19 protein-coding genes are annotated in these 18,813 nt (G+C 75.6%); 9 read left to right on the top strand and 10 right to left on the bottom strand.

Translation table 11 applies throughout. The features are described from left to right. Window positions 1–9 precede the first annotated feature (9 nt). Together ABD160_RS01260 and ABD160_RS01255 are read left to right on the top strand one after the other, a co-directional pair. Entirely contained in the window at window positions 10–882 is an 873-nt protein-coding gene (locus tag ABD160_RS01260; RefSeq protein ID WP_344017655.1) for an alpha/beta fold hydrolase, read from the top strand. Then, entirely contained in the window at window positions 879–1,997 is a 1,119-nt protein-coding gene (locus ABD160_RS01255; protein ID WP_344017654.1) for an FAD-dependent monooxygenase, read from the top strand. The genes ABD160_RS01260 and ABD160_RS01255 overlap by 4 nt, the downstream gene beginning before the upstream one ends. 12 nt (window positions 1,998–2,009) lie before the next feature. Here ABD160_RS01255 and ABD160_RS01250 read toward each other — a convergent pair whose 3' ends face one another. Then, a complete protein-coding gene (locus tag ABD160_RS01250) occupies window positions 2,010–2,405 on the bottom strand; it encodes a hypothetical protein (RefSeq protein WP_344017653.1) in 396 nt (131 codons plus the stop codon). Window positions 2,406–2,543: 138 nt separating this feature from the next. Between ABD160_RS01250 and ABD160_RS01245 the strand changes: the two genes are divergently transcribed. Next, window positions 2,544–3,641 carry a baeRF2 domain-containing protein gene (locus ABD160_RS01245; RefSeq protein ID WP_344017652.1) on the top strand — a complete coding sequence of 366 codons (1,098 nt, stop codon included), beginning with the start codon at window positions 2,544–2,546 and terminating at the stop codon, window positions 3,639–3,641. A gap of 57 nt (window positions 3,642–3,698) precedes the next feature. Here the strand turns inward: ABD160_RS01245 and ABD160_RS01240 are convergent, their stop codons facing one another. Both ABD160_RS01240 and ABD160_RS01235 read right to left on the bottom strand, forming a co-directional pair. Further along, a complete protein-coding gene (locus tag ABD160_RS01240; protein WP_344017651.1) occupies window positions 3,699–4,124 on the bottom strand; it encodes a DoxX family protein in 426 nt (141 codons plus the stop codon). Window positions 4,125–4,354: 230 nt separating this feature from the next. Then, window positions 4,355–4,837 carry a nucleoside deaminase gene (locus tag ABD160_RS01235; RefSeq protein ID WP_344017649.1) on the bottom strand — a complete coding sequence of 161 codons (483 nt, stop codon included), beginning with the start codon at window positions 4,835–4,837 and terminating at the stop codon, window positions 4,355–4,357. 103 nt (window positions 4,838–4,940) lie between these two features. Here ABD160_RS01235 and ABD160_RS01230 point away from each other — a divergent pair, with 103 nt between their 5' ends. The 3 genes from ABD160_RS01230 to ABD160_RS01220 all read left to right on the top strand — a co-directional run bounded on the left by ABD160_RS01230 (window position 4,941) and on the right by ABD160_RS01220 (window position 7,214). After that, the gene (locus ABD160_RS01230) at window positions 4,941–5,405 is read left to right on the top strand and encodes a MarR family winged helix-turn-helix transcriptional regulator (protein ID WP_344017648.1); all 465 of its coding nucleotides are present in this window, start codon (window positions 4,941–4,943) and stop codon (window positions 5,403–5,405) included. Between the two features lie 82 nt (window positions 5,406–5,487). After that, window positions 5,488–5,928 (top strand): MarR family winged helix-turn-helix transcriptional regulator, encoded by a 441-nt coding sequence (locus ABD160_RS01225; RefSeq protein ID WP_344017647.1) that lies wholly within the window; start codon window positions 5,488–5,490, stop codon window positions 5,926–5,928. Beyond that, on the top strand, window positions 5,925–7,214 hold the full coding sequence (locus ABD160_RS01220) for an MFS transporter (protein WP_344017646.1): 1,290 nt from the start codon (window positions 5,925–5,927) through the stop codon (window positions 7,212–7,214). Before ABD160_RS01225 ends, ABD160_RS01220 begins: the two co-directional genes overlap by 4 nt. Here the strand turns inward: ABD160_RS01220 and ABD160_RS01215 are convergent. Beyond that, window positions 7,155–8,078 carry a LysR family transcriptional regulator gene (locus ABD160_RS01215; protein WP_344017645.1) on the bottom strand — a complete coding sequence of 308 codons (924 nt, stop codon included), beginning with the start codon at window positions 8,076–8,078 and terminating at the stop codon, window positions 7,155–7,157. The two genes, ABD160_RS01220 and ABD160_RS01215, sit on opposite strands and share 60 nt — an antisense overlap. 79 nt (window positions 8,079–8,157) lie before the next feature. Between ABD160_RS01215 and aac(3) the strand changes: the two genes are divergently transcribed. Further along, a complete protein-coding gene (aac(3), locus tag ABD160_RS01210) occupies window positions 8,158–9,099 on the top strand; it encodes an aminoglycoside 3-N-acetyltransferase (protein WP_344017644.1) in 942 nt (313 codons plus the stop codon). Here aac(3) and ABD160_RS01205 read toward each other — a convergent pair. Then, window positions 9,072–9,596 carry a mycothiol transferase gene (locus ABD160_RS01205; RefSeq protein ID WP_344017643.1) on the bottom strand — a complete coding sequence of 175 codons (525 nt, stop codon included), beginning with the start codon at window positions 9,594–9,596 and terminating at the stop codon, window positions 9,072–9,074. The genes aac(3) and ABD160_RS01205 overlap by 28 nt on opposite strands. A 62-nt stretch (window positions 9,597–9,658) precedes the next feature. Between ABD160_RS01205 and ABD160_RS01200 the strand changes: the two genes are divergently transcribed. Then, on the top strand, window positions 9,659–11,953 hold the full coding sequence (locus tag ABD160_RS01200) for a molybdopterin-dependent oxidoreductase (RefSeq protein ID WP_344017641.1): 2,295 nt from the start codon (window positions 9,659–9,661) through the stop codon (window positions 11,951–11,953). A 57-nt stretch (window positions 11,954–12,010) separates the two neighbouring features. Here ABD160_RS01200 and ABD160_RS01195 read toward each other — a convergent pair whose 3' ends face one another. The 5 genes from ABD160_RS01195 to ABD160_RS01175 all read right to left on the bottom strand — a co-directional run bounded on the left by ABD160_RS01195 (window position 12,011) and on the right by ABD160_RS01175 (window position 17,719). Beyond that, complete coding sequence (locus ABD160_RS01195) at window positions 12,011–13,081, bottom strand: Glu/Leu/Phe/Val dehydrogenase dimerization domain-containing protein (RefSeq protein ID WP_344017640.1); 1,071 nt, start codon at window positions 13,079–13,081, stop codon at window positions 12,011–12,013. A gap of 35 nt (window positions 13,082–13,116) precedes the next feature. Continuing rightward, the gene (locus tag ABD160_RS01190) at window positions 13,117–14,565 is read right to left on the bottom strand and encodes a dihydrolipoamide acetyltransferase family protein (protein WP_344017639.1); all 1,449 of its coding nucleotides are present in this window, start codon (window positions 14,563–14,565) and stop codon (window positions 13,117–13,119) included. Beyond that, window positions 14,562–15,533 (bottom strand): alpha-ketoacid dehydrogenase subunit beta, encoded by a 972-nt coding sequence (locus ABD160_RS01185; RefSeq protein WP_344017998.1) that lies wholly within the window; start codon window positions 15,531–15,533, stop codon window positions 14,562–14,564. Before ABD160_RS01185 ends, ABD160_RS01190 begins: the two co-directional genes overlap by 4 nt. Before the next feature lie 63 nt (window positions 15,534–15,596). Beyond that, window positions 15,597–16,658 (bottom strand): thiamine pyrophosphate-dependent enzyme, encoded by a 1,062-nt coding sequence (locus ABD160_RS01180; protein ID WP_344017638.1) that lies wholly within the window; start codon window positions 16,656–16,658, stop codon window positions 15,597–15,599. Between the two features lie 266 nt (window positions 16,659–16,924). Then, entirely contained in the window at window positions 16,925–17,719 is a 795-nt protein-coding gene (locus ABD160_RS01175) for a helix-turn-helix transcriptional regulator (protein ID WP_344017637.1), read from the bottom strand. A gap of 147 nt (window positions 17,720–17,866) precedes the next feature. Between ABD160_RS01175 and ABD160_RS01170 the strand changes: the two genes are divergently transcribed. Further along, the gene (locus ABD160_RS01170) at window positions 17,867–18,781 is read left to right on the top strand and encodes an SDR family NAD(P)-dependent oxidoreductase (RefSeq protein ID WP_344017636.1); all 915 of its coding nucleotides are present in this window, start codon (window positions 17,867–17,869) and stop codon (window positions 18,779–18,781) included. Window positions 18,782–18,813 lie beyond the last annotated feature (32 nt).

Raw genomic sequence — 18,813 nt, 5'->3', positions numbered from 1 at the left:
GGAGAGACCATGACCACCGAACCCGAGAGCGAACCCGGCACCCCACCCGGCACCCCACTGCGGGTCCGCACACCGGCCGGCGTGCTCGCCTACCAGGAGACCGGCACCGGCGAGCCGCTGATCATGCATCACGGCGCCGAGTCGCACCGCGGCCAGTACACCGGCTTCGCCCGGCACCTGCCCGGCGGCATCCGCGCCATCTCCTACGACCAGCGCGACATCGGGGACAGCTTCACCGCCTCCGGCCCGTACTCGATGGGCGACCTCGCCGACGACTGCGTCGCCCTGATGGACGCACTGGGGATCGACCGGGCGCACGTCATGGGGATCTCCTTCGGCGGGGCGCTGAGCCTGCACGTCGCCATCCGGCACCCGGACCGGGTCCGCAGCCTGCTGGTCGGCGCCGCACCGGACGGCGCGAGCAGCCCGTCGGAGTTCATGACCCGGCTGCTGTCCGCGACCGACGACGAGCGGACCGAGCTGATGATCGAGGCGGTGCTCAGCGACGCGGGCCGGCGCGACCCGGCACTGGCGGGCCCGGTGCGCCGGATCGTCTCCGGCCGGCACAGCCCGCCCGGCTCACCCCGGATGGCCGCGCTGGCCGGGCACCGGGTCGTCGACGACCTGCACCGCATCACCGCGCCGACGGTGCTGTTCTACGGGGCCGACGATCCGCTCGTCCCGGTCGGCAACGGCGAGGTGCTCGCCGCCGGGATCGCCGGTGCCGAGCTGGTCGTGGTGCCGGGGGCCCGGCACGGCCTGTCCTTCGAGTTCGCCACGACCGTCGCGACACTGGTCGGCGAGTTCGTGCACGCCCACCCGGTGACCGGCCCGGCTGCGGCCCCGCCCACCGACCCGAACATCACGAGGAGCGACCGATGAAGGTACTGGTGTCCGGGGCAGGCGTGGCCGGGCTGTCGTCGGCGTACTGGTTCGACCGGGCCGGCGCCGAGGTCACCGTCGTCGAGCTGCACGACGGGCTGCGCCAGGGCGGCGCCCCGATCGACATCCGCGGCGACGCGCTCGGCACGGCGGCCCGGATGGGGATCCTGGACCGGGCCCGGGCACTGGCGATACCGGCGAGCGCGTCGGTGGCGCCGGTGCTCGACGGCACCGGTGCCCAGCAGGCCACGATCGACCTGACCTGGTTCGCGAACGAGAGCACCGAGGACTTCGAGATCACCCGCGACCATCTCAACGCGCTCCTGCGCGCGTCGCTGGGCGAGCGCGTCGAGTTCCTGTTCGGAACGTGTGTCGAGTCCCTCGACGACCGGCCGGACGGCGTCCGGGCCGGACTGTCGGACGGCACGTACCGCGAGTTCGACCTGGTCGTCGGTGCGGACGGGCTGCACTCGAACACGCGCCGGCTGGCCTTCGGCGGGGAGGACCGCTACGTCCGGCACCGCGGCGCCTACGTGGCGCTGGTCGATCTCGATCCGGCCGCGGACTGGGACCACGCGATGTTCAGCGTCCCCGGCCTGATGGTCTCGGTACGGCCGGTCGAGGACCGCATGATGGCCTACCTCATGGTCTGCAGCGAGCAGATCCGCTACGACTACCGTGACCTCGACGCCCAGCGCCGGATCGTCGGCGGGTTCCTGGCCGGGCTCGACGTGTGGGAGATCCCGCGGGTGCGCGCGGCGTTCCTGGATCCCGCGTCGCCCGGCTTCTACCTCGACTCGGTCAGTCAGACCTTCATGGACTCCTGGACGACCGGACGGGTCGCGGTGGTCGGCGACGCCGCGCACTGCGCCGCGCTGCTGTCCGGGATGGGCACGTCGCTGGCGATGACCGCCGCCGAGTACCTCGCCGAGGAGGTCGTCGCGAGCCCCGGCGACCTGCCCGCCGCGTATGCCCGCTTCGAGGCCCGGCAGCGCCCGCTGGTCGACCGGGCGCAGGTCTTCATGGAGGAGGGCCGCCGGATCATGGTGCCGGCGACGCCGGAGGAGCTGGAGTCGCGCAACCGGATGCTGCGCGAGTTCGCGGCCGGCGGCTGACCGGCGGCAGGATCAGCGCAGCCGCAGGAACGACCAGGCGGCCAGCCACACCGAGCCCGCGGTGAGCGCCATCGCCCCCGGGACGTGCACGACCAGGCCGGGATAGTCGCCGAAGTAGCCCTGGACGAAGGTGAAGGCGAACACCGCGACCGCCAGCACCGACGGCCACCAGGGGCGGCCGTTGCGGGAGCGCAGCCAGATCGCGGCGCCGGCGGCCAGGCCGGTGACGACGTGCAGCACGATCGAGCCGGCCGCGTGCGGCCCGAGGTCGCCGCCGGTGAACAGCCCGGCCGCGCTCACGAACTGCCAGGCGATCACGGCGACCGAGGCCACCGCGAGCACCCGCAGCGCCAGCACGGGTGCGGACGACGCGGTGTCGGGGGCCGCGTGGCGGTTCTGGCTGGACATGGGACTCCCGGTCGGCTCCGTGCGACACCGGCTGCGGCGCAGCGGTGATCGCCGAGTCTGCCCGGATTCGCCGCCCGGCGCACGGGCCGCGCGCGGCCGCCGGGTTTGCACCACCGCGTACCGGGAAGGCGGGGACCGATGCGAACCGACTGGATCCGACACCTGAACGACAGCGACGGTCCCTTCGCGACCGTCGTGCTGGACGCCACGCACGACACCGCCGACGCGACCGAGCAGTACCGGCTGCGCTGGCGCGACCTGCGCGAGCGGCTCGCCGACGACGGCGCCGACGAGCGGACCCTCGCCGTGCTCGACGACGCGGTGGTGGATGCGCCCGCCCCGGACGGCACCGCGGGCCGGGTGCTCGTCGCCGACCCGGACGCCGTGCTGCTCGACCGGCACACCGAGGTCCCGCCGGAGCGCGGCACCGCGACCTGGGGCCCGGTGCCCGAGCTGCTGCCGGTGCTCGCCGCGGTCGGCGAGCAGATCCCGACGGTGGTCGTCGCGATCGACAACACCGGCGGCGAGATCCGCGCCGTCGACGGCACCGTGCAGACCGTGGACTCCGGGTCCTCCGGCCCGGTGCACAAGGCGAACACGGCGGGCCCCGGGGAGGGCGGCGCGGACGCCCGGGTCGAGGAGACCTGGAAGCGCAACGCGCAGGCCGTCGCCGAGCAGGTCGACAAGGCGGTCCGCGGCGGCAACGCCGAGCTGCTCGTGGTGGCCGGTGACGCACCGGCCAGGGCCCGGCTGCGCGACGAGCTGGCGCCGGCCTCGGCCGAGATCATGGCCGAGATCGAGAACACCGGCGGGACCGTCCCGGAGCAGGTCGACGACACCGTGCGGGCGGCCGCCGACGAGGTCCGCGAGCGCCGCCGCGCCGAGGCGGTCACGAGCTACGCGACCGCCTCCGGCCGCACCGGCGGGCTGGCCGTGACCGGGCTGGGCGACGTCGTCGCGGCGGCCAGGGCGCACGCCGTGGAGACCCTCGTCGTCGACCCGGCGGCGGTCCCGGGCACCGAGCTGCTGGTCGGCGCGGACCCGACCGCGGTGGCCGAGAAGCCGGACGAGCTGCTCGACGGCGGGCCGGTCACGTCGGCCCCCGCGGTGGGCGTGCTGGTGCGGGCGGTGGCCGGCGCCGACGCGCGGGTGGTGCTCGCCGCCCCCGGCGACGGCGTCACGCTCGTCGACGGGCTCGGCGCCGTGCTGCGCTTCCCGATCGGGCCGGCCGCCTGAGCGGGAACCGAGACGGTGCCCCGTCCCGGCAGGCAGAGCCGCCGGGGCGGGGCACGATCAGTTCCGGGCCCGGTGCCGCCCGCTGCCCCGGGCACCGCGCAGCAGCGGCCACGATCCGCACGACCACAGCGCCCACGCCACCAGCAGCGGCTGGAACAGCAGCCGGGTCGCCCGGGCGGCGTCGGTGTCCAGGCCGAACGCGGCGGTGCCGGTGAGGTACTGCGACACGTTGCCGGGGAACACCAGGACGAACAGCGCGGCCGCAGCGAGCCCGACGGCGGGCCGCAGCCGGGCCGGTGCGAGGAGCACCGCGGCCCCGAGCGCGATCTCCACCAGCCCGGACACCAGCACGATCGCGCCGGGGGCCGGCAGGAACGGCGGGACCTGGGCCAGGAACTCGCCGGGCACGACCAGGTGCGCGATCCCGGCGGTCACCAGGAAGGCGCCGAGCAGCAGTCGGGCGGCGGTGCGGATCCAGGTCATCGGCCGGTGCCTCCGGTGCGGGCGTGCGGGATGTCACCCGATCGTCTCATCGCGGCGTCGTCGCTGCTCGGTCCGGGTGAACCTGGGCGGTCCGTGATTCCCTCCGGTGGCACCCGGGTAGTTCTGCGATGTCACGGTCCACGGCGGAGCCGGGTGCTGGGGAGCCTTCCGGCTCCGCTGATCTCACGGTCCGGGGCGCAGCCGTTCGGGGATGGCAGCGCCCCGGACCGTCATCGTGTGTGCCGGTCGCGGTAGCGCTCGTGCAGCCGCCGGACCTGCGGCGCGAGATCCGGGTCCGGCCCCTCCACCCGGACCCCGGGCGCCACGTCCGACACCGGCAGCGGCCGGACCGGGCCGGGTGCCGCGCCGAGCTCCTGCAGCCAGCTGCGCAGCTGCGCGGTGGAGCTGGCGTAGACGATCCGGCCGAGGCCGGCCCAGGCGTGCGCGGCGGCGCACATCGGGCAGTGCTCGCCGGAGGTGTACACGGTCGCGGCGGCCCGCTCGGCCGGGGTGAGCAGGCCGGTCGAGGCCCGGGCCAGCGCGAACTCCGGATGCTGCGTCGGGTCCCCGCCGGACACCCGGTTGCGGTCCTCGGCGACGGCGGTCCCGGTGCGGTCGACCAGCACCGATCCGAACGGCTCGTCGCCGGCCCGCAGCGCCTCCTCGGCCAGCTCGACGCACCGCCGCAGGTGTGCCCGGTCGCGCTCGTCCATCGCCCCGCCCGTCCTCCGCCGGTCGCCGTCCGGGGCCCGATGGTAGGCGCGCGGGCGGCGTGCGGCTGGACCCGGCGCCGGGGCGGGGGCATACCCTGTAGCGATGGACCAGCCCGGATCGGTCGCGCCGCTGGCGCTCGACGAGCAGCTCTGTTTCGCGCTGCACTCGGCCTCGCGGGCGATGACCGGCTGTTACCGGCCGGTGCTCGACGCGATCGGGCTCACCTACAGCCAGTACGCGGTGCTGCTGGTGCTGTGGGCCGAGGAGAGCATCCCGCAGCGTGAGCTGGGGGAGCGGATGCACCTCGACAGCGGCACGCTCTCCCCGATGCTGACCCGGCTGGAGAGCCGCGGCCTGATCACCCGGGCCCGCCGTCCCGACGACGAGCGGACCGTCCAGGTCTCGCTCACCGGGGAGGGGACGGCGCTGCGCGAGCGGGCCGCCGTCGCGCAGGACGAGGTGGTCCGCGCCACCGGCATGTCGACCGAGGAGATCGTCGCGCTGCGCGACGACCTGCAGCGCCTCGCCGCCCGGCTCCGGGCCGACGCCGGGACCGCCGCGGGCTGAGCCGGGCCCGGGCCGGTCCGGCCCGCACCCGCCCCCGGGTATATGCTTGCCGGTAAGCAACGAACCCGGCGAACGGAACGTGATGAGCGGCCTCGATCCCGACGAGCTCGTCCGGCTGCGCGTGGTCCTCGCCCGGATCACCCGCGGCCTGGACCGGCACTCCCGCGGCTCCGACCTGACCCGCACCCAGGTCTCGGTGCTCGGCACGGTCGTGGTCCGCGGCCCGCTGGGGATGGGGGAGCTCGCCGCGCTGGAGGGGCTCAACCCCACGATGCTGTCCCGGCTGGCCGGCAAGCTGGCGGCCGCCGGACTGCTGGTCCGCGACACCGACCCGGCCGACGGGCGGGCGGTGCGGGTCGCCGCCACCGAGGCCGGCATCGCCGAGCACACCCGCCAGCGCGAGGAACGCGCCCGGCTGCTCGCCGAACACGTCGACGGGCTCCCGGACGGCCACGCCGAGGGACTGCGCGCCGCGCTGCCCGCGCTAGAGGCCCTGGCGGGCTCGCTCCGAGCGGCCCGGTGAACGCCGCGGCGGCGCTCCGGTCGTACTCCGCACGGACCTTCTCGGCCCTGTCCGGGCGCAACTACCGGCTGTGGTTCGGCGGCCAGTCGATCTCCATGATCGGCACCTGGATGCAGTCGATCGCCCAGTCCTGGCTGGTCTACGAGCTGACCGGATCGGCGGCCGTGCTCGGCGCGGTCGTCGCGGTGCAGACCCTGCCCACCCTGCTGGTCGGCCCGTACGCGGGCGTCTGGGTGGACCGGCTGGACCGGCGCCGGCTGATGATCGGCCTGCAGACGTTGATGGGGTTGCAGGCACTCGCGCTGGCCGTGCTGACCCTCACCGGGACCGTCGTGCTGTGGCACGTCTTCGTCCTCGCCGCCGTCCTGGGCCTGAACAAGGCGTTCGAGAACCCGGCCCGGCAGGTGTTCGTGCACGAGCTGGTCGGCCCGGACGACCTGCGCAACGCCGTCACCCTCAACTCGGTGCTGGTGAACGCGGCCCGGGCGATCGGCCCGGCGGTCGCCGGGGTGGTGATCGTCGCGGGCGGGACCGGCGTGTGCTTCGCGGTGAACGCGGCCAGCTTCGTCGCCGTGGTGACCTCGCTGCTGCGGCTCGACGTCTCCGCGCTCACCCCGAGCGCGCCCACGCCGCGGGCACCCGGCCAGCTGCGCGCGGGGTTCGCCTACGTCCGGCGCACCCCGGAGCTGAGCGTCCCGCTGGTGATGATGGCGCTGGTCGGCTGCCTGGCCTACGAGTTCCCGGTGGTGCTGCCGGTCGTCGCCTCGGAGACGTTCGGCGGCGACGCCGGCACCTACGGCTACCTGACCGCCGCGATGGGCGTCGGCGCGGTCGTCGGCGGCCTGATCGTCGCCGGCCGCGGCCGGACCGGGCTGCCCGCGCTGGTGCGCACCTCGCTGCTGTTCGGGCTGTCGATGGCGCTGGTCGCGGTGGCCCCGACGCTGTGGGTCGCGCTGGTCGCGATGGGCCTGGTCGGGATGTCCAGCGTCGCGTTCATGGCCGGCGGGAACAGCACCCTCCAGCTCGCCTCGGACCCCGCCATGCGGGGCCGGGTGATGGCGCTGTGGTCGGTCGCGTTCCTCGGGTCCACCCCGATCGGCGGCCCGATCGCGGGCTGGGTCAGCGAGCAGCTCGGCGGCCGCGGCGGACTGGCGCTCGGCGCGCTGTCCTGTGTCGGCGCCGCCGCGATCGGCTGGGCGGCGATGCGCCGGGCCGAGCGACGCGGCTCAGCGGATCCGGCCGCCGGTGGCGATGCGCAGGAGGTCCCGCGCGGTTCCCTGCGGTGAGGTGCCCTCCTGCCAGGCCGCGCGGAACTCCCGGGTCAGCTCGACGCCGTGCACCGGCACCTCGACCAGCAGCCCGGCCGCCAGGTCCGCGGCGACCACCATCCGGGGCAGCACCGCCGGGCCGTCCCCGCGGCGGACGGCGGCCCGCACCGCGGCGTCGGCGGCCAGCTCGCGGACCGGCTCGGCGACCGGGGAGTCGCCGGCCGCGTCCCGCAGCGCGGCGTCCAGCACCGGCCGGGAACCGGCGTCCGGACGGCGGCTGACCAGCGGGGTCGCCGCCAGCCCCGCGCCGTCGATCCCCGGCCCGCCGGCCAGCGGATGCCCGGGCGGCACGACCAGCACCAGGGTGACGCTCGCGACCGTGGTCGCGTGCAGCTTGTCCAGCGGGCCGCCGGTCTCGACGATCCCGACGGCGGCGTCGCCGTCCCGGACCGCGGCCGCCGGGTCCGCGGTGTCGAGCAGGGTGATCCGCCCGCCCGGCCCGTCGCGCAGCCCCACCAGCCAGCCGGGCAGCAGGCACTCGGCGGCCGTCGGGCCCGCGGCCAGCACCACGGTGTCCGCCGGGTCGTCCGGCGGGCGCAGGGTGGCGACGGCGGCGTCCAGGTCCTGGGCGGCGTCGAGCACCGGGCCCGCCCACTCGACGAGCAGCACCCCGCGCGCGGTGAGCCTGCTCGAACGCCGTCCGCGCCGGCCGCGCTCCAGCACCGGGGTGCCGACCAGCTGCTCCACCGCGCGGACCCGGGCGGTCGCGGCCTGCACGGACAGCCCGAGCTCGTGCGCGGCGGTGCCGAGGTTGCCGGTGCGGGCGATCGCGACGAGCAGGGCGAGGCCGGTCAGGTCGGGGACGTGCGTGGGAGCGGACATCCCGCCCAGCGTAGGCGGCGCGGACCCGGCCCCGAACTCCGGTGACGGCCGCGACGCCCGCCGGTACCGTCCACCGATCGTGACCGGGATCCCGTTCGCCACCCGGGCCGGAGTGGCCGCCGACCTGCGCGCCCTGGGCCTGCGCCCCGGCGACGACGTCCTCGCCCACGCCGGGATCCGGGCGCTGGGCCCGCTGATCGACGGCCCGGACACGCTGGTCGACGCGCTGCTCGACGCCGTCTCCCCGGGCGGGACGGTGCTCGCCTACACCGACTGGCAGGCCCCGTACCTGGACCTGCTCGACGCCGACGGCCGGGTGCCCGACGAGCTGCGCCCGCACGTCCCGCCGTTCGATCCGGCGGCGTCCCGGGCGATCCGGGACAACGGCGCGTTCCCCGAGTTCCTGCGCACCCGCCCCGGCGCGCTGCGCAGCGGATCGCCGGGCGCCTCGGTCGCCGCGCTCGGTGCCCGCGCCGGATGGTTCGTGCGGGACCACCCGGTCGACCACGGCTACGGGCCGGGGTCACCGTTCGCGAAGCTCGTCGAGGCGGGCGGGCGGGTCGCGATGATCGGCGCGCCGTGGGACACGATGACCCTGCTGCACCACGCCGAGCACCTCGCCGACCTGCCCGGCAAGCGGGTGGTCCGCTACGAGGTGCCGTTCGCGGCGCCCGGCGGCGTCCGCTGGCGGACCGTCACCGAGTACGACACCAGCCGCCCGGTCAGCCCGGCATTCGACGGGGCCGGGCCGGGGGAGGACCATCTCGGCCTCATCGTCGCCGGATTCGTCGCCGGATTCGTCGCCGCCGGAGGCGGCATGCACGGCAGGGCCGCCGGGGGCGGCATGCAGGGCAGGGCCGCCGGGGACGGGATGCACGGCAGGGTTGCCGGGGGCGGCGTGCAGGGCCGGGTCGCCGGCGCGGACTCGCTGCTCGTCGACGCGGCCGCGGTGTGCGCGTTCGCGGTCGGCTGGCTGGAGGAGCGTGGCGGCGGTCAGCGGCCGAACAGCCCGCGCAGGTAGGCGGCCTGCCCGGCGTGCTGCAGGTCGTCGCCGAGCACGCTGACCAGCCGCGCGCCCAGCGTGACGCCGGCCCCGTAGGTGGGCGGCAGCACCCGGGCGAGCTCGGCGTCGGTGAGCGTCGCCAGGTGCGACACCGTTCTGGCGTGCACCGCCTCGCCGTACCCGGCGAGCAGCTCGGCGCTGGTCCGCACGGCGTCGACCTGCTCCCGGGTGTGCCCGTAGCCGGTGTCCTGCGGGTCGAGGGGGAGCCCGAACCGCTCCGCCCAGCCGTCCTCGATCCAGACCTGCCCGGTGCCGAACGCCTCGGCCACGTGGTCGTCCTGCACCCGCAGCAGGTGCCACACCAGCCAGCCGATCGGGTTCCCCGCCCCGTCGGGGCCGTCCGGGCGGCGGGCGAGGTCGTCCTCGGTGAGCCCGTCGACGACGTCGTGCACCAGGCCGTCGACCCGGCCGAAGTGGTCGGTGAGCAGCTCGGCCGCGGTCAGCGTGTTCGTCATGCCTACAGCTTCCCCCGCGATCCCTTCCGCATGCGGGCGCCCGCCGCATAGCGTGGAGCCCGGTGACCGAGATCGAGAAGACCCACAGTGCCCACTGGGGCGTGTTCCGCGCCCGCTACGACGGCGAGCGGTTGCGGGTGCGCCCGCACCCGGGCGACCCGGACCCGTCCCCGGTGCTGGACAACATCCCGGCCGCGGTCGCGCACCCGGCCCGGGTGACGGCCCCGGCGGTCCGGCGGGGCTGGTGGGAGCGCGGCCCCGGCCGGGATCCCGCGCGCGGCCGGGACGGCTACCTGACCGTCTCCTGGGACGCGGTGCTGGACCGGCTCGCCGAGGAGACCCACCGGGTCCGCTCGACCTACGGCGACGCCGCCGTCTACGGCGGGTCCTACGGCTGGGCGTCGGCCGGGCGGTTCCATCACGCGCAGGGCCAGCTGCACCGCTTCCTCGCGGCGACCGGCGGCTACACCCGCTCGGTCAACACCTACTCCGGCGGCGCGGCGGAGGTGATCCTGCCGCAGGTCCTCGGGGCGTTCGACTCGGTCAGCCGCAACGCCGTCACCTGGGACGCGGTGGCCGCGCACACCGACACCGTGCTGGCGTTCGGCGGGATGGCGCTGAAGAACTCGGCGATCGCCGCCGGCGGGGTGAGCCGGCACGTCGAGCGCGGCGCGATGCGCGCCGCCCGCGACCGCGGCGCAGTGTTCGTGCTGGTCAGCCCGCTGCGTCCGGACCTGCCGGAGGAGGTCGACGCGACCTGGCTGCCGATCCGCCCGGGCACCGACGTCGCGCTGATGCTGGCGCTGATGCACACCGTCGCGGCCGAGAACCGGCACGACGCGGACTTCCTCGACACCCACTGCGACGGCTGGGAACAGCTGCGCGAGTACCTGTTCGCGGCGCCGGTCAAGGACGCCGAGTGGGCCGCGGAGATCACCGGCATCGACGCGTCCGCGATCCGGGAGCTGGCCTGGCGGATCGCCTACGGGCGCACGCTGGTCACCGTCGCGCAGTCGCTGCAGCGCGCCGAGCACGGCGAGCAGCCGGTGTGGGGGGCGACCGCGCTGGCCGCGGTGCTCGGCCAGATCGGGCTGCCCGGCGGCGGGTTCAACTACGGCCTCGGCTCGCTCGGGCACTACGGCAGGCTGCGCAACGCGGTGCCGGTGCCGGCCTTCTCCCGGATACCGAACCCGGTGTCGTCGTTCATCCCGGTCGCCCGGGTCGCCGACATGCTGCTGCACCCGGGGGAGACCTACGACTACAACGGCGCCGAGCACACCTACCCGCACGTGCGGCTGGCCTGGTGGGCCGGCGGCAACCCGTTCCACCACCACCAGGACCTGCGCCGGCTGCGGCGCGCGGTCGCCGAGCTGGACACCTTCGTGGTGCACGACCCGATGTGGACCGCCACCGCCCGGCACGCCGACGTCGTGCTGCCGTCCACGACCACCCTCGAACGCGACGACATGGGCGCGACCAGCGCCGATCCGCTGCTGGTCGCGATGAAGCAGCTCGTCCCGCCGCGCGGCGAGGCCCGCGACGACTACGACGTGTACGCCGCGCTCGCGCACCGGCTGGGCCACGGCGAGACGTTCACCGAGGGTCGCAGCGCGCACGACTGGCTGGTCCACATGTACGACCGCACCCGCAAGGCACTCGCCGATCGCGGGCTCGACGCCCCCGACTTCGACGAGTTCTGGGAGCGCGGCGAGCTGGAGCTGCCGCAGCGCCCGGACGACGGCGGCGTCCTCGGCCGGTTCCGGTCCGATCCGGTGGCGCACCCGCTGCCGACGCCGTCCGGCCGGATCCAGGTCGGGTCCGCGCCGATCGCCGGGTACGGCTACGCCGACCATCCCGGGCATCCGGCCTGGCTGGAACCGACCGAGGCGCCCGACGAGCGGCACCCGTTCTGGCTGGTCTCCAACCAGCCCGCGACCCGGCTGCACTCGCAGCTGGACTTCGGCGCGCACTCGGCGGGCTCGAAGCGGTCCGGACGCGAGGTCGTCCGGATCCACCCGGACGACGCCGCCGGGCTCGGGATCGCCGACGGCGACGTCGTCCGGCTGTACAACGACCGCGGCGCCTGCCTGGCCTCGGCCCGGGTGACCGACGACATCCGGGCCGGCGTGCTGCAGCTGCCGACCGGCGCCTGGTGGGATCCGCGCCCGGACCCGGAGCGCCCGGACGCCGGCGACGACGCGCTCTGCGTGCACGGCAACCCGAACGCCCTGACCCGGGACCGCGGCTCGTCCCGGCTGGCCCAGGGCTGCACCGGTCAGCTGTGCGCGGTCGCGGTGGAACCCTTCCGCCACGAGCCGCCCGAGGTCACCGCACACACCCCGCCGCGGATCGGGTGATCACGGATCGGGAACCGGAACGGTCGCCCGGCGAACGTCCCGGTGCCCGATCGGTGATCATGCGCCGGCGTTGCGGGCGCGGGCGGCGGCGATCCGGCGGTCGGCGAGCGCGGTGGCGGCGGTGAGCGCGTCGACGCCGTCGGCGTCCGCCGCGGCCAGGATCTCCGCGGTGGTGGCGCCGATCGCCTCCAGCCGGTCGGCGAACCCGGAGACGCCGCGGATCTCGGCCTCGCAGGAGATCAGCCCGCCGGAGTTGGCGACGAAGTCGGGCACGTAGTCGATGCCGCGTGCGCGCAGCCGCAGCGCCTGCTCGTCCCCGGCCAGCGCGTTGTTCGCGGCCGGCACGACCGCCCACGCACGCAGCCGGTCGACACGCTCGGCGTCGAGGACCAGGCCGGCCCCGGCCGGGCAGACCAGGTCGACGTCGGCGAGCAGCACGTCGGCGCCGTCGGCCGGGACGGCACCGAAGCGGGTGACGGCGTCCCGGACCCGCTCCGGGTCCAGATCGTCGACGACGGTGCGGGCGCCCTCGGCGTGCAGCAGCCCGACGATGTGCCCGCCGACGTTCCCGACGCCCTGCACGGCGACCGACAGCCCGGCCAGCGAGCTGTGCCCGCGCCGCAGCGCGACCGCGCGCATCGCGGCGACCACCCCGCGCGCGGTGGACGGCGACGGGTCCCGCTCGGCGCTCGCGACGACCGGGGTGTGCTCGGCGATCACCCGCAGGTCCTCCGGGCCGGTGCCCATGTCGGCGGCCGGGATGTAGCGGCCGCCGAGCAGCCCGATCGCCCGGCCGTGCGCGGCGAGCACCGCGGCGGTCTTCCCGGTGCGCGGATCGGCGTTGATCACCGACTTGCCGCCGCCGAGCGGCAGCCCGGCCAGCGCCGCCTTGTAGGTCATGGCCCTGGCCAGGCGCAGCGCGTCGGCGGCGGCGGTCTCGTCGTCGGGGTAGCGGCGGACCCGGACCCCGCCGAGCGCGGGACCGAGCGAGGTGTCGTGCACCGCGATGAACCCGCGCGGGCCGCCGGCCGGGTCGCGGCTGACGAGCAGCTGCTCGAAGCTCTGCTCGGCGAACGTGGTGAGCGCGGTCGGCGCGCCCGGGGTCCTGCGGTCGATCAGTACGGTCATGGCTCCTTCTTCGTGCGGACGGGCGGGGGTCGGGATCAGGCCAGTGCCAGCTCCCAGGTGGGGTCGGTGAGCACGGTGCCGATCCGGGCGAGGACCCGGCTGCCGAGCTCGCCGTCGACGAGCCGGTGGTCGAACGACAGCGACAGCCGGGTCGTCCAGCGCGGGACGACGTCGTCGCCGACCACCCACGGCCGGCGGCGGAACGCGCCGAGGCAGAGGATCGCGGCCTCGCCGGGATTGAGGATCGGGGTCGCGGCGTCCACCCCGAACACCCCGATGTTGGTGATCGTGAGGGTGCCGCCGGTCAGGTCGGCGACCGGGGTGCGGCCGGACCGCGCGGTCTGCACCAGCGCGTCCAGCGCGCGGGCCAGGCCGGGCAGGTCGAGCCGGTCGGCGCCGGCGATGTTCGGCACGATCAGCCCGCGGTCGGTGGCCGCGGCGATCCCGAGGTTGACGGCGGCGTGCTGCACGATCTCGCCGGTCTCCGCCGACCAGCGGGCGTTGATCTCGGGGTGGGCGCGCACGGCGGCGAGCACCGCGCGGGCGGCGACCAGCAGCGGGGTGACCCGGCTCCCGGCGAGCCGCGGGTCCTCACGCAGCCGCGCCACGAGCTCGACGGTTCCGGTGACGTCGACGTCGAGGAACTCGGTGACGTGCGGTGCGGTGAAGGCGCTGCGGGTGACGGCGTCCGCGGTCGCCCGGCGGACCCCGCGGATCGGGGTCCGGATCTCACCGTCCGGGGTGGCGGGGGAGAGCGCGGCGGTGAAGTGGCCCAGCACGTCCTCGCGCAGCACCCGCCCGCCCGGGCCGGTGGCGGTGACCGAGGTCAGTGGGATGCCGAGCTCGCGGGCCAGCCGGCGCACGGCGGGTGCGGCCGGTGGGGGCGCGCTGCCGCTCCCGGCCGGGCCCGTCCCGGGACCCGCGGGCGGGGTGGGTGACGGGGCGGCGACCCGGGCGGTCCCCGGCGCGTCCCCGGCCCTGCCGCCGCTGCTGCCGGTGTCCCCTGCGGCGGCGTCCCGGGTGCGTTTCCGCCTGCGGCTCGCCTCGGGCCGCGGACCGGGCCCGACCAGCACCGCGGGCTGTTCCCCGGGGCCGCCGGCCTCCACGGGCCCGGCAGCGGCGGAGCCGGGCCCGCCCGATCCGGCAGCGGGGGAGCCGGGCCCGTCCGGCCCGGGATCGGGGGAGCCGGGCCCGTCCGGCCCGGCGAAGCGCAGCAGCACCGAACCGACCGGCACGGTGTCGCCCTCCGCGGCGCACAGCTCGGCGACCGTCCCGGCGTGCGGGCTGCTCAGCTCGACCAGCGACTTCGCGGTCTCGATGTCGGCCAGCGGATCGTTGATGCCGACGGTGTCGCCGGGGGAGACCCGCCAGGTGACGATCTCGGCCTCGGTCAGGCCCTCGCCGACGTCGGGCAGCCGGAACTCGGTGCCGGTCGGGACGGTGCCGGTGGGGGCGGTGCCGGTCGGGACGGTGGAGCTGCTCATGCGGGGTCCAGGGTTCGGTCGACGGCGTCGAGCACGCGATCGAGATCGGGCAGGTACTCGTCCTCCAGCCGGGCCGGTGGGTAGGGCGCGTGATAGGCGCCGACCCGCAGCACCGGGGCCTCGAGATCGAAGAAGCAGTGTTCGGTCACCGCGGCGGCGACCTCGGCGCCGAGCCCCAGGAAGGTCGGGGCCTCGTGCGCGACGACGGCGCGCCGGGTCCGGCGCACCGACTCCAGGACGGTGTGCAGGTCGAGCGGGGACAGCGTCCGCAGGTCGACGACCTCCAGGTCGTGCCCGTCCTCGGCGGCCGCCTCGGCGGCGGCCAGGCAGACCGCGACCATCCCGCCGTAGGTGAGCAGCGTGAGGTCCCGCCCGGGCCGGACGATCCGGGCCCGGTCCAGCGGGAGCACCGCCGGATCGGCCGGATCGGTGGCGACCTCGCCGGTCGACCAGTAGCGCCGCTTCGGCTCGTAGAACAGCACCGGATCGTCACCGGTGACGGCCTGGCGCAGCATCCAGTGCGCGTCCTGCGGGGTGGAGCAGTAGACCACCCGCAGGCCCGCGGTGTGCGCGAAGTACGCCTCGTTGGACTCGCTGTGGTGCTCGACGGCGCCGATGCCGCCGCCGGCCGGGATCCGGATCACCACCGGCAGCCGGACCGCGCCCGCGGTGCGCGCGTGCAGCTTCGCGAGCTGGGAGACGATCTGGTTGAACGCCGGGTAGGCGAAGCCGTCGAACTGGATCTCGCAGACCGGCCGGTAGCCGCGCATCGCGAGCCCGATCGCGGTGCCCACGATGCCGGACTCGGCCAGCGGGGTGTCGAGCACCCGCGCCTCGCCGAAGTCCTTCTGCAGGCCGTCGGTGACCCGGAAGACGCCGCCGAGCCGGCCGACGTCCTCACCCATCACGAGTACCGCCGGGTCGTCCTCCAGGGTGCTGCGCAGCGCGTCGTTCAGCGCACGGACCATTGTGGATTGCCTGGTCACAGGGTTGTCCTCGTCGTCGTCGGGCCGTGGTGGCCCGGAGCGGGATCAGTCCAGGAAGGACGCCGCGTAGGCGGCGTGCGCCGAGCGTTCGGCGTCGACGGTCGCCGAGCCACCGGCGAGCACGTGCGCGAACACCGAGCCGAACTCGGGTGCGGCCAGCGCGAGGCAGGCGGCGCGGACCTGCGCGGCGAGCTCGTCGGACTCGCGTTGCAGCTCGTCGCGGAACGGTGCGTCGGCCCAGCCGCGGCGGTCCAGCAGCCGCTCGACCCGGGTGATCGGGTCGCGGGCGGTCCAGCCGGCGAGCTCGGCGTCGTCCCGGTAGCGGGACGGGTCGTCGGACGAGCTGTGCCCGCCCATCCGGTAGGTGACGGCCTCGATCAGCGCCGGCCCGGCGCCGGCCCGGACGGCCGCGGCGGCGGAGGCGGTGACGGCGTGCACGGCGAACACGTCGTTGCCGTCGACCAGGTGCGCGTCCAGCCCGAAACCGCGGGCCCGCTGGTGCAGCGGGGCGCGCTGCTGCAGCCGGGTGGGGGTGGAGATCGCGAACTGGTTGTTCTGGCAGAGGAACAGCACCGGCGCGGACGTGGTGGCCGCCCAGTTCAGCGCCTCCGAGGCGTCGCCCTCACTCGCGGCGCCGTCGCCGAGGCAGGCCAGCACGATCTCGTCGGCGCCGTCGCGCTGCACCCCCATCGCATACCCGACGGCGTGCAGCAGCTGCGCGGCGAGCACCAGGGTGTACACCCCGAACCGGTGCTCCTCGGGATCCCAGCCGGCGGCCGAGCAGCCGCGCCACTGGGCGAGCAGACCGGCCGGCGGGACACCGCGGCACAGCGCGGCGGCGTGCTCGCGGTAGCTGGGGAAGATCCGGTCGCGGTCGTCGAGCGCGGTCACCGCACCGACCTGGGCGGCCTCCTGGCCGCGGCACTGCAGCCACAGGCCGAGCTCGCCCTGGCGTTGCAGGTGCAGCGCCTCCTCGTCGAGGCGGCGGGCCAGCACCATCCGGCGCAGCAGGTCGCGGGCCAGCGTGGGGTGGACGTCGAGCGGATGGTCGGGATGGTCGGTCAGCTCGCCGTCGGGGGAGAGCAGCTGGACAGGGGTGTCGGACACGGGCACCTCGTGGGTGATGACGGGACGGTGTCCGGCGGGGTGGGCCGGACCCGGTCAGCGTGCGCATCCGGTGCGGCGCGGGTCCAGACGGCGTGGGCGGGATCCGCGACCGTCGCGCGCCGCGCCGCGCGGGATGTGGCCACGGTGCACATCCCGGACGGCGACGCGCTGGGCACGGTGGCCAGGCCGAAGATCACCGTCGTGGTGCGTACGGCCACGCGGATCGCGGCCCGGTGCACCAGGACGGGGATCTCCGGCGGGGACGCTCAGGCGCGGCGGGGTGTGAAGAGCATGACCCAGTGGTCGCTCTCGGGGTCGTGCAGCATCTCGCTGTCGAAGGAGAGCGGACCCCTGGTCGGATGGTGGAGGTTCTTCATCGCCGAGCTCCACGTTCCGATCTCTGCTCGTTCCCAGTGTTGCCCGAACCCGGGGCTGCGGGTCGACAGCTCGTGGAACAGGGAACGAAGGCGTGCGTCCTCCGGGTAGCGGCCGAGCGCCTTGCGCAGTTCGGCGGCCGCCACCCTGGCGAGTTGCTCCGCTCCCTCGTCCCCGAGAACCGTGCGCAGCCCGGTGGACGTGAACGCCTGGTGGACGATGTTCCGGCCGTAGGGTCCGTCGCCGAACACCGGCCCGAACAGCTCCGCTGCGGCGCGGTTGAGCGCCAGCACGTCGAGCCGGCCGTCGTGGACGGTGACCGGCACGGTGTCGTCCAGGCCGGCGAGCAGCTGCCGGAGCCCCGGCCGGACCTCTGCGGCGGGTGCCCGCCGCCGCGGAGGTCGCTCGTCGGCGAGCCGGAACAGGTGATCCCGCTCGGCGTCCGACAGCGGGAACGCCCGTGCCAGAGCGGTGAGGATCTCCCGCGAGGGCCGGGTCGCGCGCCCCTGTTCGAGACGGGTGTAGTACTCGACCGAGATGCCCGCGATGTCGGCGAGCTCCTGGCGTCGCAGGCCCGGCACCCGTCGGTGGGACAGCGGGGACGCACCCGGCCGGTCCCGGGGTGTCATCTCCGAGCGATGACGACGGAGATACGCGCCCAGGTCCGACCGCTCGTCTCCCACCATGGCGTCATTCTCCCTGCGCCGGTGCGGGCGCAACGCCGCGTGCATGGCCCTGCGGATACCAGGCTCGGCGAAGTCTCCTCCGTCCCCGGGCGCCCGGTCAGTGTCGACGGCGACCGGGAACCACGATCTCACCCAGGGAGCCCACCCATGACCGCAGCGACCCGAACCCTGATCATGACCGGGGCCACCCGCGGGATCGGTCTCGAAGCCGCGCGGGAGGTCCTGCGGCGCAGCCCCGGCACCCACCTCGTGGTGCTCGGGCGAGGCTCCTCCGCCGCCGAGGTGCTGCCGGGCCTGCAGGAGATCACCCCACACGTCTCGACCGTCGACGTCGATCTGTCGAGCAGGGCGAGCGTGGCCGCTGCCGGCGCGCAGCTGGAGGATCTCCTCGAGTCCGGTGGGTTGCCCCCGCTGCGGGGTCTCGTCTTCAACGCGGGGGTCCACCTCTCCGACGCGGTGCAGGCCACCGTCGACGGATACGAGCGAACCTTCGCGGTGAACGTCATGTCCACCCACCAGCTGCTCCGGCAGCTGCACCCGCACATCCAGGCCCCTGCGCGCATCGTCGTCACGGTCAGCGACGCCCACTTCGGGGATCTGCGGCACACCGGGGGGACCATGCCCGCACCCCGGTGGGCGATCCCGGAGATCTCCCGGCCGGGAGCCTTCGCCTCCGCCGGACGGGTCCGGGCCGGCCGTCGTGCCTACGTGACCAGCAAGCTCGGCGGCATCCACCTGGTCCACGAGTGGGCCCGCCGTCTACCCGAGGGCGTCGACATCGTCGCCTACAACCCCAGTCTCGTGGTCGGGACCGGGCTCGCGCGCGAGACCGGGGGCGCATTCCCCTTCCTGATGAGCAGGATCGTCCCGCTGCTCACGGTCACCGGCCTCGTCGACACCCCGGTCCCCGCGGGCCGGAAGCTCGCCGACACCGTCCTCGGCGTCACTCCCGCGGCGTCCGGCGCCTACATCCACCGGACGAAGGCCGCACCGTCGTCCACCGAGTCCTACGACCCCGATCGCGAACGCGCCCTCTGGAACTGGCTGGAACACCTCGGCTGACGGGCGGAGGCCCCGACGGCCCGCACACCCGG

It is taken from the genome of Pseudonocardia kongjuensis, assembly GCF_039526905.1.
Classification (GTDB): Bacteria; Actinomycetota; Actinomycetes; order Mycobacteriales; family Pseudonocardiaceae; genus Pseudonocardia; species Pseudonocardia kongjuensis.
Note: the sequence above shows the minus strand (reverse complement) of the source record. Positions and strands in the feature narration are given on the sequence as shown.